At 70.1% G+C, this 14,197-nt stretch carries 14 protein-coding genes; 6 read left to right on the top strand and 8 right to left on the bottom strand.

What is annotated here, in order from left to right:
- Positions 1-17 precede the first annotated feature (17 nt).
- On the top strand, positions 18-734 hold the full coding sequence (locus OG746_RS21645; protein WP_266716941.1) for a carboxymuconolactone decarboxylase family protein: 717 nt from the start codon (positions 18-20) through the stop codon (positions 732-734).
- Positions 735-845: 111 nt separating this feature from the next.
- Here OG746_RS21645 and OG746_RS21640 read toward each other — a convergent pair whose 3' ends face one another.
- The 7 genes from OG746_RS21640 to OG746_RS21610 form a co-directional block, all read right to left on the bottom strand.
- Positions 846-1,031, bottom strand: a complete 186-nt coding sequence (locus OG746_RS21640) for a ferredoxin (protein WP_266716939.1) — start codon at positions 1,029-1,031, stop codon at positions 846-848.
- Positions 1,028-2,224, bottom strand: coding sequence for a cytochrome P450 (locus OG746_RS21635; RefSeq protein WP_266716937.1), 1,197 nt, complete (start codon positions 2,222-2,224; stop codon positions 1,028-1,030). The genes OG746_RS21640 and OG746_RS21635 overlap by 4 nt, the downstream gene beginning before the upstream one ends.
- Entirely contained in the window at positions 2,221-3,057 is an 837-nt protein-coding gene (locus OG746_RS21630) for a mycofactocin-coupled SDR family oxidoreductase (RefSeq protein ID WP_266716935.1), read from the bottom strand. The genes OG746_RS21635 and OG746_RS21630 overlap by 4 nt, the downstream gene beginning before the upstream one ends.
- 61 nt (positions 3,058-3,118) lie before the next feature.
- Positions 3,119-3,724 (bottom strand): SRPBCC family protein, encoded by a 606-nt coding sequence (locus OG746_RS21625; protein WP_266716933.1) that lies wholly within the window; start codon positions 3,722-3,724, stop codon positions 3,119-3,121.
- Positions 3,721-4,209, bottom strand: a complete 489-nt coding sequence (locus OG746_RS21620; RefSeq protein WP_266716931.1) for a (2Fe-2S)-binding protein — start codon at positions 4,207-4,209, stop codon at positions 3,721-3,723. The genes OG746_RS21625 and OG746_RS21620 overlap by 4 nt, the downstream gene beginning before the upstream one ends.
- The gene (locus OG746_RS21615) at positions 4,202-5,080 is read right to left on the bottom strand and encodes an FAD binding domain-containing protein (protein WP_266716929.1); all 879 of its coding nucleotides are present in this window, start codon (positions 5,078-5,080) and stop codon (positions 4,202-4,204) included. The genes OG746_RS21620 and OG746_RS21615 overlap by 8 nt, the downstream gene beginning before the upstream one ends.
- Positions 5,077-7,413, bottom strand: a complete 2,337-nt coding sequence (locus tag OG746_RS21610) for a xanthine dehydrogenase family protein molybdopterin-binding subunit (RefSeq protein ID WP_266716927.1) — start codon at positions 7,411-7,413, stop codon at positions 5,077-5,079. The genes OG746_RS21615 and OG746_RS21610 overlap by 4 nt, the downstream gene beginning before the upstream one ends.
- 109 nt (positions 7,414-7,522) lie before the next feature.
- Between OG746_RS21610 and OG746_RS21605 the strand changes: the two genes are divergently transcribed.
- Positions 7,523-8,122: a TetR/AcrR family transcriptional regulator gene (locus OG746_RS21605; RefSeq protein WP_266716926.1), complete on the top strand. Its 600-nt coding sequence runs from the start codon at positions 7,523-7,525 to the stop codon at positions 8,120-8,122.
- Between the two features lie 19 nt (positions 8,123-8,141).
- Here the strand turns inward: OG746_RS21605 and OG746_RS21600 are convergent, their stop codons facing one another.
- Positions 8,142-8,750, bottom strand: coding sequence for a TetR/AcrR family transcriptional regulator (locus OG746_RS21600; RefSeq protein WP_266716924.1), 609 nt, complete (start codon positions 8,748-8,750; stop codon positions 8,142-8,144).
- Between the two features lie 151 nt (positions 8,751-8,901).
- On the opposite strand from OG746_RS21600, the gene OG746_RS21595 reads away from it, so the two are divergent.
- From OG746_RS21595 to OG746_RS21580, 4 genes are all read left to right on the top strand, one after another.
- The gene (locus OG746_RS21595; RefSeq protein ID WP_266716922.1) at positions 8,902-10,128 is read left to right on the top strand and encodes a glycoside hydrolase family 1 protein; all 1,227 of its coding nucleotides are present in this window, start codon (positions 8,902-8,904) and stop codon (positions 10,126-10,128) included.
- A gap of 41 nt (positions 10,129-10,169) precedes the next feature.
- Positions 10,170-11,000 (top strand): SDR family NAD(P)-dependent oxidoreductase, encoded by an 831-nt coding sequence (locus OG746_RS21590; RefSeq protein WP_266716920.1) that lies wholly within the window; start codon positions 10,170-10,172, stop codon positions 10,998-11,000.
- Positions 11,001-11,032: 32 nt separating this feature from the next.
- Positions 11,033-12,844 carry a beta-glucuronidase gene (uidA, locus tag OG746_RS21585; RefSeq protein WP_266716918.1) on the top strand — a complete coding sequence of 604 codons (1,812 nt, stop codon included), beginning with the start codon at positions 11,033-11,035 and terminating at the stop codon, positions 12,842-12,844.
- A 106-nt stretch (positions 12,845-12,950) separates the two neighbouring features.
- A complete protein-coding gene (locus OG746_RS21580; RefSeq protein WP_266716916.1) occupies positions 12,951-14,153 on the top strand; it encodes an MFS transporter in 1,203 nt (400 codons plus the stop codon).
- The last annotated feature ends 44 nt before the right edge of the window (positions 14,154-14,197 follow it).

Here is a 14,197-nt window from a genome sequence, read left to right as displayed (position 1 = left end):
AACCACGAGGAGCCGCCATGAACGTCACCCACGACACACCATTCCGCCGGGCGTCGCGCGAATTCCTGGACGCGCAGGTGTGGGCGCGGCCGGGGCTGAGCCGAAGGGACCGGCGCTGGACCACTCTGACCTGCGTGGCGGCTGCGGACGCGCCCGAGCCGATCGAGGAGCAGGTCCACGCGGCGCTCGCGAGCGGTGACATCACGCTCACGGAGATGCTGGAGTTCGTGCTGCACTTCGCCGTGTACTGCGGCTGGCCCAAGGCCTCACACCTCGAAGGCGCCATCGGCCGCCAATGGGACCGCATCCACCGAGCACGCGGCGAACAGGCGCCGCCCTGGCCGGAGTTGGGCAACGACACACTCGGGCCGACCGACCTGAACAAGCGCCTGGAACGCGGCGTCGAGGAGTTCGTCGACGTGAACCTGACGCCGGCGCCCCCGCCGACCTCCCCGTACCGCCACGCGGGCATCCTGAGCTTCGTGTTCGGCCATGTGTGGCAGCGCCCGGGACTCGCCCGCCGCGACCGCCGGATCATCACCGTCACGTGTGTCGCGCTCGACGACTCACCGGTGCCGCTGCGCTCCCATGTCACCGCGGCGCTGCACTCCGGTGACATCACGAAGGCGGAGATGGACGAGATCGTGCTGCAGTTCGCCGCTTACTACGGGTTCGCGAAGGGGGACGCGCTCGCGGACGCCGTGGAGGCGGCGTGGGCGGCGATGCCCGGGTAGCCGTACGGGGGACGACGGGAGAGGCGAGGGACGGACGTCCCTCGCCTCTCCCCTTTCAGTGCTGCGTCACTCCGGAGGAAAGACTGGCTTCCCGCTCTCCGCGTCCTCGATCTAGATCGCCTCGACCGGACAGGACTCGGCGATCTCCAGGACCTCCTCGGAGGCGGGCACCGACTCGGCCCGGGCCCGGCCCTGTCCCTGTTCGTCGCGCTCGAAGGCGGCCGGCAGCGAGGCCACGCACAGTCCCGTGCGGACACACACCTTCGGATCGACGGCGACGGTCCACCGCTGTGTCATCGCCCCGCACCACCGATCACCAGCGGCAGCGTCTTCCACCCTCGTACGGTCGAGGTCTGGGCCAGTTCCGCGGCGTCCCAGTCGACCTCCCAGTCGGGGAAGCGGCGCAGGATCTCCTCCGCCGCAACCCTTCCCTCCAGGCGGGCGAGGGCCGCGCCGAGGCAGTAGTGGGCGCCGGCCCCGAACGACATGTGCTGGGTGACTCGGTGGACGTCGAAGCGGTCCGGGTCGGGGAAGCGCTCGGGGTCGCGGTTGGCGGCGGCCTGGATGAACAGGATCGCGCTGCCGGCCGGCACCGTGCGCCCGTACAGCTCGACGTCCTTGGTGACGTAGCGCGCGGTAAAGGGGCCCGTCGGTTCGAAACGCAGGATCTCCTCGATGGCGTTCGGAATGAGTGACGGATCGGCCGCGAGCTCCCTGCGAGCCTTCGGGTAGCGGGCCATCAGGGCGCCGAACCAGCCGATGAGGCGTCCCGTCGTCTCGTTGCCCGCGCCTGCCACCACCGAGCAGTACGTGAGCACCTCCTCGTCGGTGAGGGTGCGGCGGGTGCCCGTCTCGTCCTCGAACTCGGCGGTCATCAGCTCGGTCATGAGGTCGTCCGACGCGTGCTTCCTGCGCCAGTCGATGTACTCCTGGAGCCCTTCGGTGTTGAGCATTTCGGAGGGGTCGAGCCTGCCGCGGCCTGTCGTGTCGAGCGTGGCATCGGTCCGGTCGCGGTACGTCGCCTGGTCTGCCTCCGGGATGCCGAGGAGCATGCCGATCACCCGCATGGGCATCTCGGCTCCGACCGCCTCCACGAGGTCGAAGCGTTCGGCGCCGGTGACCGGTTCGAGGACGCCGATGCAGAAGTCCCGTATCTGCGGCTCCAGTTCGGCGATGCGGCGCGGGGTGAAGACGCGGGCGAGCAGCCGTCGGTGGATGTCGTGGACGGGCGGGTCCTCGAAGATGAGGGTGCCGGGCGGGATGTCGACGTTCGCCTGGATGATCTCCAGGATGTCGCCGCGCGAGGACGAGTAGGTCTCCCAGTCGGCGAGGCCGCGCTGCACGTCGGCGAAGCGGCTGACGGCGTAGAAGTCGTGCTGTGCGTTGTAGTACAGCGGGGCCTCTTCGCGCAGGCGGGCGTAGAGCGGGTAGGGGTCGACGGCGAGGGCCGGGTCGAAGGGGTCCCAGGAGAGGCCTTCGGTGGTGGTCATTTGAGCATGGCTCCCGCGTCGACGGTCTGGGTGCTGCCGGTGACGAAGCGGCCTTCGTCGGAGGCGAGGTAGAGGATGGCATTGCTGATGTCGCGGGCCTCGACCCATGGGGTGGGCAGGATGTGCATGCTCTGGGAGACGGCGGCGAAGTCGTCGACGGTGGGGTTCTCCAGGTCGGGGCGGAACATTTTGTACGTGCCCTCGTGCATCACCATCGGGGTGTTGACCTGGCTGGGGTGCACCGAGTTCACGCGGATGTTGTGTTCGCCGAGCTCCCAGGCAAGGGTGCGCATCAGGCCGACGACGCCATGCTTGGCGGCGACGTAGTGGCCGATGTGGGCGTGGCCGCGCAGGCCGCCGACGGAGCTGGTGAGGATGATCGAGCCGCCGCGGCCGCCGGCGATGATGTGCGGGATCGACACCTTGGTGGTGAGCCAGACACCGGTGAGGTTGATGTCGATGGTGTCGCGCCAGGTCTGCTCGTCCATCTGGTGGGAGAGGGCGCCGTTGCTGCCGATGCCGGCGTTGGCGCACACGATGTCGAGCCGTCCGAAGCGTTCGACGCCCTCGTCGACGACGGCCTTGAGCGCGTCGTGGTCGCGGACGTCGGCCTGCACGGCGTGGATGCGGCGGCCCAGTTTCTGCACCTGGTTGACGGTCTCGTCGAGGTCCTCGGGGGTCGACATGGCGAACTGGACGCCGTCGAGTTGCTTGCAGACATCAATGGCGATGATGTCGGCGCCTTCCTCGGCGAGCCGGATGGCGTGGCTGCGTCCTTGGCCGCGCGCGGCTCCGGTGATGAATGCGACCTTGCCTTCTACGCGTCCGGGCATGGGGTACCTCGTTCCTGGCGTAGCGGGTGGGGTGTGGTGGTGCCGGGTACTGGGTCAGGTACTAGCGGTGTCGTCGGCCGCGGCGGGCCAGGGCGAGCCACAGCAGGGCCGCGGCGGCCGTCACGGCGATGGGCGCGACGCGCTTGACCGTGCGGGCCGATGGTGTGTCGGCGAGATCGAGCGGGGCCGCAGGGACCGAACCCGCCAAGGGTTGTGGTGAGTCGATCGTCAGCTCCGCAGCAAGGTTCTCCGCGAAGCGGCCCATCAGCGCTCCGGACACCTCCGCGAGCGTGCCGCGCCCGAACTGGGCGGGCCTGCCGGTGACGGAGAGGTCGGTCTCGACGTGTACGTCGGTGTGTCCGGGGCCGGCGGTGGACAGGCGGCACGTCACGCGTGCCTTGGCGGTCCCGTTGCCGCGCGCTTCCCGGCCGCCCGCCTCGAGGACGACGACTTTCGCGTCCTCGTCGCGCGTCACGAAGGTCACGGTGCCGCTGTACGTGAGCGAGATCGGGCCGAGCTTGACCTTGATGCGACCTTGGTGGGTGTCCCCCTCGCTGCCTGTGAGGGTCGCTCCTGGCACGCAGGGCGCCACGCGCTCGACGTCGAGCAGCACCTTCCACGCTTCGTCCACCGGGACGGGGATGGCGAAGGTGTTCTCCAGTTTCATGCCGTCGTCGCCTCCTCGGCGGCCGCTCGCACGGCGTCGACAATGCCCTGGTAGCCGGTGCACCGGCACAGGTTCCCGGTCAGTGCCTCGCGGATCTCCTCGTCGGTGGGCTTGGGGTTCTCGGCGAGGAAGGCAGTGACCGAGACGATCAGGCCGGGGGTGCAGAACCCGCACTGGAGGGCGTGGTGATCTCGGAACGCCGCCTGCACGGTGGAGAGTTGGCCGTCCTTGTCCGACATCGCCTCGACCGTCGTCACCTCCGCCTCGTCGGCCTGTACGGCGAACACCAGGCAGGCGCGCACCGCCTCACCGTCGAGCAGGACGGTGCAGGCTCCGCAGACACCGTGCTCGCAGCCGAGGTGGGTGCCGGTGAGGCCGCAGTTCACGCGGAGGAAGTCGGCGAGGGTGAGCCGGGGCGGGACGTTCGCCCTGCGTGCCGTCCCGTTGACGCGGACGTGGATGTCGACGGTGGCCGGGTCAGCCATGGCGTGCCTCCTGTACGGCGCGGCGCCAGGCGCGGGCGACCATGGCGGCGCCGACGCGGGTGCGGTAGCGGGCCGATCCGTGCAGATCGGATGGTACTGACGGGAGCTGTTCCATTGCTGCCAGGCCGAGTTCGTCGGGGTCGGCCGCAGTGGGGTCATGGCCGAGCAGTTCGGCCTCCGCCGCGCGTGCCCGGGTTGCGGTGGGCCCGAGCCCGAACAGGCCGATGGCGCAGCGGTCGAGTCGCCCGTCCGCCGCGACGCGCAGCGCGACGGTGGCCCCGGCGATGGCGAAGTCACCGTTCCTGCGGGCGAACTCCTCGACGGCGTACCCGCAACGCCCGGTCCAGGCAGGGAAGTTGACGCCCGTCAGCAGCTCGTCGTCGGCCAGCGTCGTGCTCCACACTCCGGTGAAGAACTCTGCTGCCGGGATGGTGCGGCTGCCGCGCGGCGACTCCGCCTCCAGCTCGGCGTCCAGTGTCAGGGCGACGGCCGGGTATTCGGCCGCCGCGTCGGCGTGCGCGAGCGAACCACCGATCGTGCCGCGGCTGCGTATCTGGAAGTGGCCGATGAGGGGGGTGGCGCGGGCGAGCAGCGGGATCGCCGTGCGGATGTCCTCGGAGCGCTGGATGGTGGCCTGTGTCGTGCCGGCGCCGATCCGCACGCCGCCGTCGGCGCGCCGCTCGATGCCGCGCAGGGCCTCGACGCGGCGCAGGTCGACGAGGTGTCCGAAGGTCGCGAGGCGCAGCGCCAGCATGGGCACGAGGCTCTGTCCGCCGGCGAGCGGTTTCGCCTCGTCGCCGAACTCGGCGAGCAGGGCGACGGCTTCACCCGTGCTCGTCGGCGCGTGATACGTGAAGGGCGCGGGCTTCATCGGGCCGTCACCCCCTGCGCCTGCTCGATGAGTTCGACGAGGGACGCGGGGGTCAGGGGCAGCCGGTCGACGCGTACGCCGAGGGGTGCGAGCGCGTCGGCGACCGCGTTCACGACGGCGGGCGCGGAGCCGATCGCGCCGCCCTCGCCGACGCCCTTGTATCCGCCGGGGCCCGGGCTCGGTGTCTCGACATGTCCGATCTCGATCACCGGTACTTCGGTGGCGGTGGGCAGCAGGTAGTCCATGAAGGTGGTGGCGATCGGGTTGCCCTCGTCGTCGTGGGCGAGGTGTTCGTAGAGGGCGCCGCCGATGCCCTGGACTGTGCCGCCGCGGATCTGGCCCTCGACGACGCTCGGGTTGATCATCGGGCCGCAGTCCTCGCTGACGATGTACCTCAGCAGCTTCACCTCGCCGGTCACGAGGTCGACCTCGCAGGTGCACAGGTGGGTCGCGTTGGCCCAGATCATCAGGTGCGGTGTGTGGTAGCGGCCGCTCGCCTCCAGGCCTGCCGGTGTGCCGGGCGGCAAGGCGTGCACCTGGTAATACGCGATATCGGCGATCGCGGCGAGCGTCAGGCTCTCCTCGGTGCGCTTCACTGTGGCGCGTCCTCGCACGAACTCGACGTCCTCGACCGGTACGCCGAGGCGGTGCGCGGCGATGGCCAGGATCCGCTCCCGCAGTGTCCCGGCCGTCTCGGCGATGGCGCCCGCCGTCATGGGGCCCGAGCGGCTGCCGCCGGTTCCGGCGCCGTACGGGGTGACGGCGGTGTCGCCCTGCACGGTGCTGACGTCCTCAATGGCGACACCGAGCGCGTCCGCGGTCAGCTGCACGACGGTTGTCTCCAGGCTGTTGCCGCAGGATCCCCCGGCGACGTACACGTTGACCTTGCCAGAGGGTTCGATACGGATGGTGGCGCCCTCCGTGGCGTGGAACGGAGTGGCGCCCGCGGTCGGCTCGACGTAGGTGCACGTGCCGACGCCCAGATAGCGGCCGTTCTCGCGGGCCCGTGCCTGTTCCTCGCGGAAGGCCTCGTAGTCGAGCATGGTCAGTGCCTGCTCGAAGGTCTCCCGCGGGGAGATGTGGTCGTAGGGCATGCCGTTGAAGTTCGCCGTGGGAAGTTCGTCGGCGGAGAGCATGTTGCGGCGGCGCAATTCGACGGGATCGAGGCCGAGTTGGCGGGCGGCCGTGTCGAGCAGTACTTCGCGGGCCATCGACTCGTACTGCCAGGGGCCGCGATAGGCGACCCGCCCGCTGGTGTTGGAGAACACGAACCGGGACGAGAACGTGCCCTGCGGGATCCGGTACGGGCCGGGGAAGAGCATGCCGACGGCGATGCCGCTCTGCACCGGGGAGGGCGTCGGGTAGGCACCCGCGTCTTGTACGTGGTCGAGGGTCGCGGCGAGGATCGTGCCGTCCTCGTCGAGGGCGAGGCGGGCCTCGCCGTGCTCGTGGCGCGCCTGCCCCGCGGCGAGGAGGTGTTCCTGGCGGTCCTCGATCCACTTGAGGGCAGCGGGGAGTTTGGCGGCGGCGAGCAGCACGCACATGTCCTCGCGCTGCGGCAGCACCTTCTGCCCGAAGCCGCCGCCGGTGTCCCGCATGACGACGCGGACCCGGTGCTCGTCGATACCGAGGAGGCGGGCACAGAACGCGCGGACCTCGTGCGGGGACTGCGTCGCGGCCCAGATCGCCATCTCCCCGCCGGCCGCCGTCCATTCGGCGACGATACCGCGGGTCTCCATTGGGACGGGTCCGTGCGACTGCTGGTGGACCGTCTGCGAGACGACGTGCGGCGCACTCACGAAGACGGGGTCCAACTCGCTCATGGGGCGGCCGCCTAGCTGTCCGACGAGGTTGTCGGGATGGCTCGCGTGCACGGATTGCGGGGAGTCGAGAGCCGTCGCGTAGTCGACGACCGGCGGCAGCGGCTCGTAGTCCACGAACACCAGCTCGGCGGCGTCCTCGGCGACATAGCGGTCGGTGGCGACGACCATCGCGACCGGGTCGCCCGCGAACCGGGCCTCGCCCTCGGCGAGCGGTGGCCGGGGCGTGTCGGGATCGTCGCGCCCGTTGAGCGTGTACCACTGCTCGTGGACGCCGGGGTTGAGGTCGCCGGCCACGAACACGGCGTGCACGCCGTCGAGTTGGAGCGCCTCGGAGGTGTCGATGCCGAGGATGCGGGCGCGGGGCAGCGGGCTGCGGACGAAGTGGGCGTGCAGCATTCCGGGGCGTACGACGTCGTCCACGTAGGTTCCGGTGCCGGTCAGGAGACGGGGGTCCTCGACCCGGGGAGTGCGGGTGCCCGCGTACGGGGTGTGTCCGCCGCTTGGTGCCATCGGTTCCGATCCTCCGTTCAGGAGCCACAGGTGCTGAACGAGTGTTTAACCGAGGTGCTGAACGACTGTTTAACACCCGCGCTTCGCGGGCGTCAAGCACAATGACCGCATGACTGCCGCCGCGCCCCGCCGAATGGGATCCGAGACTTCGAAGACCCGCGCGCATCTGCTCGATGTCGCGGAGCGCCTCATGGTCGAGGAGGGATACGCGGCCGTCGGCGTGCGGCGGGTCGCGCGCGAGGCGGAGGTGGCTCCGGCGCTCGTCCTGTACTACTTCCGCACGCTCGACGACCTGTTCCTGGCCATGCTGCGGCGGCGCGCGGAGAGTGAGCTGGAGCGCGCCGTGCGCCGCCTGGAGGGCCCGCGGCCGCTGCGTGCGCTGTGGCAGCTCACGAGCCACCCGGGCAACACGCTGACCACGGAGTTCGCGGCGCTCGCCAACCACCGCAAGACGATCCGCGCCGAACTCGCCGGCATCTCGGAGCGCTACCGCGAGGCGCAGCTGGAGGTGCTGACCCGCCGGATCGAGGAGACGGGCGTCGAGCTGCCGCCGGGGCTGACCCCGGCGGTGCTGCTGGTCCTGGCCAACGCCCTGGGCCGGAACATGATGATGGAGCACACCATGGGCCTGACCGCCCGGCACGCGGAGACGCTCGCGTTCGTGGAGGACTTCCTCCAGGACCGCGAGGGAGAGCCCGGCACGCCGTAGGCCACGGGCCGCGCGGCGCTCAGTCCGCCTCCGTCGCCTCCTGGAACAGCAGGTCGAGGAAGGCCCGGACCGGCCCGACGATGTCGAGGTCGTGGTCCAACAGCCATTGCAGCTGAAGGCCGTTGAGGACCGCCTGGAGCAGGGTGGCCGCGTGCTCGGGAGCCAGGCCCGCGTGCAGCTCGCCGCGCTCGGCCTTGCCGTGCATACCCTGCGCGAAGTTCGTGCGTACCACCTCGTAGCGCTCGGTGAAGTAGGCGTGCGCGGGATGGTCGGGGCGCGCGGCGGCCGCGGCGAGTTCGAGCCACAGCCGTGTCAGCTCGGGTGACTTCTGGTGGTGGCGCAGGAGTTCGCCGAGGTAGGGGCCGAGCTCGTCCATGTCGGCGACCTGCGACTCGCCGTACTGCCACTCCTCCGTGTCGCGATCGGCGAGCACCGCGGCCAGCAGGTCGTCCTTGTTCTGGAAGTGGTGCAGCAGCCCCGCGTGCGTGATGCCGGCCCGCTCCGCGATCCCCCTCAACGAGGCCTTCGTGAAACCGTGTTCGGCGAAGCAGTCCCGCGCCGCACGCACGATCTCCGCCCGGCGGGCCGCCGTCTTCGCGTACGGCCCCCGCGCTTTCGCCTGACTCACAGCGCCCTCCCCTGGGGTGATGCAGCATCCGATAACGCTCTGATTACGAAGCCGAACGACAGTCTTCCCGGCGTCATTGATCGCGGTCTACCTTCCGAGCGAAAACCAACCACATGGTAACAGTTGGCTCGACCCCCGGAAGGACAGTCCCATGACCGCGTTCCCGCCCGACTTCCTCTGGGGCGCCTCCACCGCGCCCCACCAGATCGAGGGCAACAACCTGAACAGCGACTTCTGGGCGAACGAGGGCCGCATGCCCGGGATGGAGCGCAGCGGCGACGCCTGCGACAGCTATCACCGCTACGCCGAGGACATGCGGCTGCTCGCCGACGCCGGCCTCACCGCGTACCGCTTCGGCATCGAATGGGCCCGGATCGAACCGCTCCCCGGCCACGTCTCGCGCGCCGAACTCGCCCACTACCGGCGGATGATCGACACGGCCGTCGGCCTCGGCCTCACCCCCGTCGTGACGCTGCACCACTTCACCAGCCCGCTGTGGTTCGCGCAGGAAGGCGGGTGGCTCGGCGACCGGGCCGTGGAGCGCTTCCGGGCGTACGTCGAGGCGGTGTGTCCGATCCTCGACGGCGTCGAATGGGTCGTGACCATGAACGAGCCGAACATGCTGGCCATCATGGTCGGCATGGCCCGCGCCATGGCGGATCAGCAGGCGTCCGCGGATCAACAGGCGTCCGGGGAGTGGCAGAGCCCCACCGTCGACACCGAGGGCCCCCGCCCCGCGCTTCCCGCCCCGGACGTGAAGATCGGCGAACGTCTCATCGAGGCCCATCACGCGGCCCGAGACGTCCTGCGCGCACATCTGCCCGGCGGCAAGGTCGGCTTGACCGTCGCCAACCGCGCCTTCGTCGCCCACCCCGGAGCCGAGGACAAGAAGCGCGAACTGGACCACATCTGGGAGGACCTGTACCTGGACGGAGCGCGCGGCGACGACTTCGTCGGCGTCCAGTCGTACTCCGGCCAGTGGGTCGGCCCGGACGGCGTCGAGCCGCACCCTCCCCACCCCGACAACACCCTCGTCGGCACCGCCTACCGCCCCGACGCCCTGGCCATCGCGGTCCGGCACACCGCCGAGGTCACCGGCGGCCTGCCGATCCTGGTCACCGAGAACGGCATCGCGACCCACGACGACACCCGCCGCATCGCCTACACCGGCGAGGCGCTCGACCACCTCGGAGCGGCGATCGCCGAGGGCGCGGACGTGCGCGGCTATCTGCACTGGAGCCTGCTCGACAACTACGAGTGGGGGCACTGGGAGCCGACGTTCGGCCTCGTCGAGGTCGACCGGGAGACCTTCGAGCGCCGCCCGAAGCCGAGCCTGGCCTGGCTGGGCGGGGCGGCCCGCCGCGCCGCCGCCCAGTGAACCCGAACCCGTCAGCCACCTCGAGCGAAGGGGACATCCCAGTGACTTCGAGCGAAGACGACACCCTGCAGATTCCGGTACCGGACGTCTCGTCCCGATCCCTCGCCGAACTGATCTCGCTCTCCGGCCGGCGCGCCGTGGTGACCGGCGCGGGCCAGGGGCTCGGCCGAGCCATCGCGCAGCGGCTGTCGGAGGCGGGCGCGGACGTGCTGGTCACGGACGTCGACGAAGAACGCGCCGTGGCCGCCGCCGACACTCTCGAGGGGCGCGCCCTGCCGGTCCGGATGGACGTCACCGACCCCGACAGTGTGTCCGCCGCCGCCGACCGTGCGGTGCGGGACCTGGGCGGGATCGACATCTGGGTCAACAACGCGGGGATATTCCCAAGCGTCCCCGCCCTGGAAATGTCCGCGGGGGCCTGGGACGAGGTGTTCGCCGTGAACGCGCGGGGTGTCTTCCTCGGTGCCCGGGAGGCCGCGCGCCGGATGAGCGGGGCCGGTCACGGGGGCGCCATCGTCAATGTCGTCTCCACAGCCGGTTTCCGGGGGACGGCGCCCGGGCTCGCGGCGTACGTGGGCTCGAAGCACGCCGCGCGCGGCCTCACCCGTCAACTGGCGGTCGAATTCGCGCCTTTGGGCATTCGCGTGCTCGGGGTCGCCCCGACATACGTGCCCACCGAGGGGAACCTCGCGCTCGCCGGGGCCACGGATCCCGGCGCGGCCTCGCAACTCATGTCCGTGATGCAGCCGCCCATCCTGGGCCGCCTCGGCGTTCCCGACGACGTGGCCCGCATCGTGCTGTTCTGCGCGAGCGACCTGGCCACCTTCATGACCGGGAGCACGCTCCTCGCCGACGCGGGCGACACCGCCTGACGTCCCCTCTTCCCGACCAACGTAGGAGCCGCATGCTCTCGCCCCGCACCAGCCCCACCCGCGACATCGTCGGCCTCGACGGACTGTGGCGGTTCGCCCTCGACACCCGCGCGCCCGCCGAGCCCTGGTCCGCGCGTCTCGACACACCACTCGAAGCCCCAGTCCCCGCCAGCTACAACGACCTGTTCGTGGACCCGGAGATACGGGATCACGTCGGCGTGGTCTGGTACCAGCGCGAGGTGCGGGTGCCGCGCGGCTGGGCCGGGCAGCGCGTCGTGCTCCGCTTCGGCTCCGTCACGCACGCCGCCCGTGTCTACGTGGACGACCGACTCGTCGCCGAACACACCGGTGGCTACACGCCGTTCGAGACGGACCTCACCGACGTCGCACCCCCGGGGACCGGGTTCCGTCTCACGGTCGGCGTCGACAACCGGTTGACGAACGAGACACTCCCGCCGGGCACGGTCACCACCGTGCCCAACGGCCGTCAACGCCAGTCGTACCTGCACGACTTCTACAACTACGCGGGGATCGCCCGTTCGGTCCGCCTGTGCAGCACACCGCGCACGTACATCGAGGACATCACCGTCGTCACGGGGCGAGAGGGCACTTCCGGTGTCGTCGACTATCTCGTGGCGACCGTCGGCGATGCCGAGAAGGTACGGGTGCGTGCCGTCGACGAGGCGGGCGCGACCGTCGCCGAGGCCGCCGGGCCCGACGGGTCCCTCCACATCGAGAACGTCACATTGTGGCGGCCCGGCGCCGGCTACCTCTACGAGCTGGTCGTCGAACTGGTGGACAGCGGCGGCGAGTTGATCGACAGCTACACGCACCCCTTCGGCGTCCGCACCGTCGAGGTGCGCGGCACGGACTTCCTCATCAACGGCGAGCCGTTCTACTTCACCGGATTCGGAAAGCACGAGGACACCCCGGTGCGCGGCAAGGGCCACGACGACGCCTACCTCGTCCACGACTTCCAGCTCCTCGACTGGACCGGCGCCAACTCCTTCCGCACCAGTCACTATCCGTACGCCGAGGAGGTCCTGGACTTCGCCGACCGGCACGGCATCGTCGTCATCGACGAGACGGCGGCCGTCGGCCTCAACCTCGGCGTGCAGGGCGGTCTCACCGGCATTCCGCCCACCCCGACGTTCGCACCGGAGAACTTCGGCGGCGTCATGGGCGACGTACACGCCCAGCATCTAAGGGAGTTGATCGACCGCGACAAGAACCACCCGAGCGTGGTGATGTGGTCGCTCGCCAACGAGCCCGCCTCCAACGAGGAGGGTGCGCGGGAGTACTTCGAGCCGCTCGTCGCGCTCGCCCGCAAACTCGATCCGACGCGCCCCCTCACGTACTCGGCGGTCATGTTCGCGACCCCGCAGAACGACCGGATCGGCGACCTGTTCGACGTGCTCAGCATCAACCGCTACTACGGCTGGTACCTCTTCACCGGCGATCTCGACACCGCGGAGACATACCTGGAGCAGGATCTGCGCGGCTGGGCCGAACGGTTCGACAAGCCCGTGATGATGTCGGAGTACGGCGCCGACACCCAGCCGGGCCTGCACTCGGTGTGGGACGCGCCGTGGAGCGAGGAGTACCAGAGCGACCTCCTCGCCATGTACCACCGGGTCTTCGACCGCATCCCCCAGTTCGTCGGCGAACACGTGTGGAACTTCGCCGACTTCCAGACCTCGGCCGGCATCCACCGCGTCGACGGCAATAAGAAGGGCGTGTTCACGCGCGAGCGCAGGCCCAAGTCGGCCGCGTTCGCGCTGCGCCGCCGCTGGCAGGGACTCGACGGACGCAAGCCCGGCGCACCTGTCCCCCGAGAAGGCTGACGAAGGGTTCCTCATGGCTCAGGACATCGGTCACGGGACCCCTCCCGCGGGTCCCGCAATCGAGGCACCCGCATTGCGGAAGGTCAGCGCGGGCCACATCGCGTGGATGACGATCGGTAGCTTCGGGGCATCCATCGCCCTGATGGTCCCGCAGTCGTACTCGCTGGCCGTCCGCGTCTCCGAATTGGAGCCGGGACGCGAGGAGTTGCTCGGTTATGTCACCGGCTCCGCACAGTTCGTGTATCTGGTGCTCAGCCCGCTGATCGGCCTGTGGAGCGACCGGACGCGCTCGCGGCTCGGCCGCAGGACGCCGTTCATGCTGCTCGGCGCGGCCCTCGGAATGGTCGCGCTGCTCGGCATCGCGCTCGCGCCGAGTGTCCTCCTCGTGGGGCTCGCGTGGATCGTCGGCATGGTCGGCTGGTCCATGGCGGGCCAGGCCATCCAGAACGTGCAGGCGGACCGGGTACCCGAGGAACAGCGGGGCCGGGTATCGGCGCTGACCAGCGTCGGCACACAGATCGCACCGGTGGTCGGCATCGGTGTCGCGTACGCCGTGGCGTCGAGCACGCTGCTGGTGTTCCTGGTCCCGGGACTTGTCGGGGCGGCGCTCCTCATCCTCTTCCCCGTGTTCAAACCAGAAGGTGACTCGCGCGCGCTCGTGCGCACGAGCGGCGGCCTCACAGTGAAAAGCCTCATCGCCGGCTATGGCTTCAGCCCACGCACCTATCCGGACTTCGGCTGGAACTGGCTCGGCCGCTTCATCTTCTTCATGGGCCTGTACTTCAACACCGCGTTCGGCACCTTCTTCTACGCGCAGCGGCTCGACCTCCCGGTCAAGGATGTCGCCGGGGTGGTGGCCTCGATCGGGATCATCGGGGTGCTCGCCGCGACCGGGGGCGCGATCGCGGGCGGCTTCCTGTCGGACAAGCTGGGGCGGCGCAAGCTGTTCACCCTCATCGGTTCCGCGATCTTCGTGTTCGGAGCGTGCACCGAGGCGTTCGCCCACTCGATGCCGCAACTCGTCGTGGGTGCCGTCCTGATGCAGCTCGCGATAGCCGTGTTCGCCGCCGTCGACCAGGCCATCGTGTTCGCGATCCTCCCGGACCGCGCGCAGGCGGGCCGCTATCTCGCCGTCGTGGCGTTCGCCCAGAAGATCCCCAGCGCGCTCGCCCCGCTGATCGCGCCCCTCATCATCACTGTGGGCGCCACCGGCGGCGAGAAGAACTACACGCTGCTCTATCTGACCGGGGCCGTCTTCGCGTTCGTCGGTGGCCTGATCATTTTCACCAAGGTCAAGTCGGTTCGCTGAGCGGGCTGTTCGCACGCGACCGCGCCTTCACGTACGACAAGGAT

The sequence above is a fragment of the Streptomyces sp. NBC_01016 genome (assembly GCF_026341035.1).
Taxonomy (GTDB): domain Bacteria; phylum Actinomycetota; class Actinomycetes; order Streptomycetales; family Streptomycetaceae; genus Streptomyces.
The sequence above is the reverse complement of the archived record's forward strand: the minus strand, read 5'-3'. Positions and strand labels throughout refer to the sequence as shown.

Coding starts and splice junctions, on each gene's coding strand:
- OG746_RS21645 (WP_266716941.1), top strand. CDS start 18: ATGAACGTCACCCACGACACACCATTCCGCCGGGCGTCGCGCGAATTC.
- OG746_RS21640 (WP_266716939.1), bottom strand. CDS start 1,031: ATGACACAGCGGTGGACCGTCGCCGTCGATCCGAAGGTGTGTGTCCGC.
- OG746_RS21635 (WP_266716937.1), bottom strand. CDS start 2,224: ATGACCACCACCGAAGGCCTCTCCTGGGACCCCTTCGACCCGGCCCTC.
- OG746_RS21630 (WP_266716935.1), bottom strand. CDS start 3,057: ATGCCCGGACGCGTAGAAGGCAAGGTCGCATTCATCACCGGAGCCGCG.
- OG746_RS21625 (WP_266716933.1), bottom strand. CDS start 3,724: ATGAAACTGGAGAACACCTTCGCCATCCCCGTCCCGGTGGACGAAGCG.
- OG746_RS21620 (WP_266716931.1), bottom strand. CDS start 4,209: ATGGCTGACCCGGCCACCGTCGACATCCACGTCCGCGTCAACGGGACG.
- OG746_RS21615 (WP_266716929.1), bottom strand. CDS start 5,080: ATGAAGCCCGCGCCCTTCACGTATCACGCGCCGACGAGCACGGGTGAA.
- OG746_RS21610 (WP_266716927.1), bottom strand. CDS start 7,413: ATGGCACCAAGCGGCGGACACACCCCGTACGCGGGCACCCGCACTCCC.
- OG746_RS21605 (WP_266716926.1), top strand. CDS start 7,523: ATGACTGCCGCCGCGCCCCGCCGAATGGGATCCGAGACTTCGAAGACC.
- OG746_RS21595 (WP_266716922.1), top strand. CDS start 8,902: ATGACCGCGTTCCCGCCCGACTTCCTCTGGGGCGCCTCCACCGCGCCC.
- uidA (WP_266716918.1), top strand. CDS start 11,033: ATGCTCTCGCCCCGCACCAGCCCCACCCGCGACATCGTCGGCCTCGAC.
- OG746_RS21580 (WP_266716916.1), top strand. CDS start 12,951: ATGACGATCGGTAGCTTCGGGGCATCCATCGCCCTGATGGTCCCGCAG.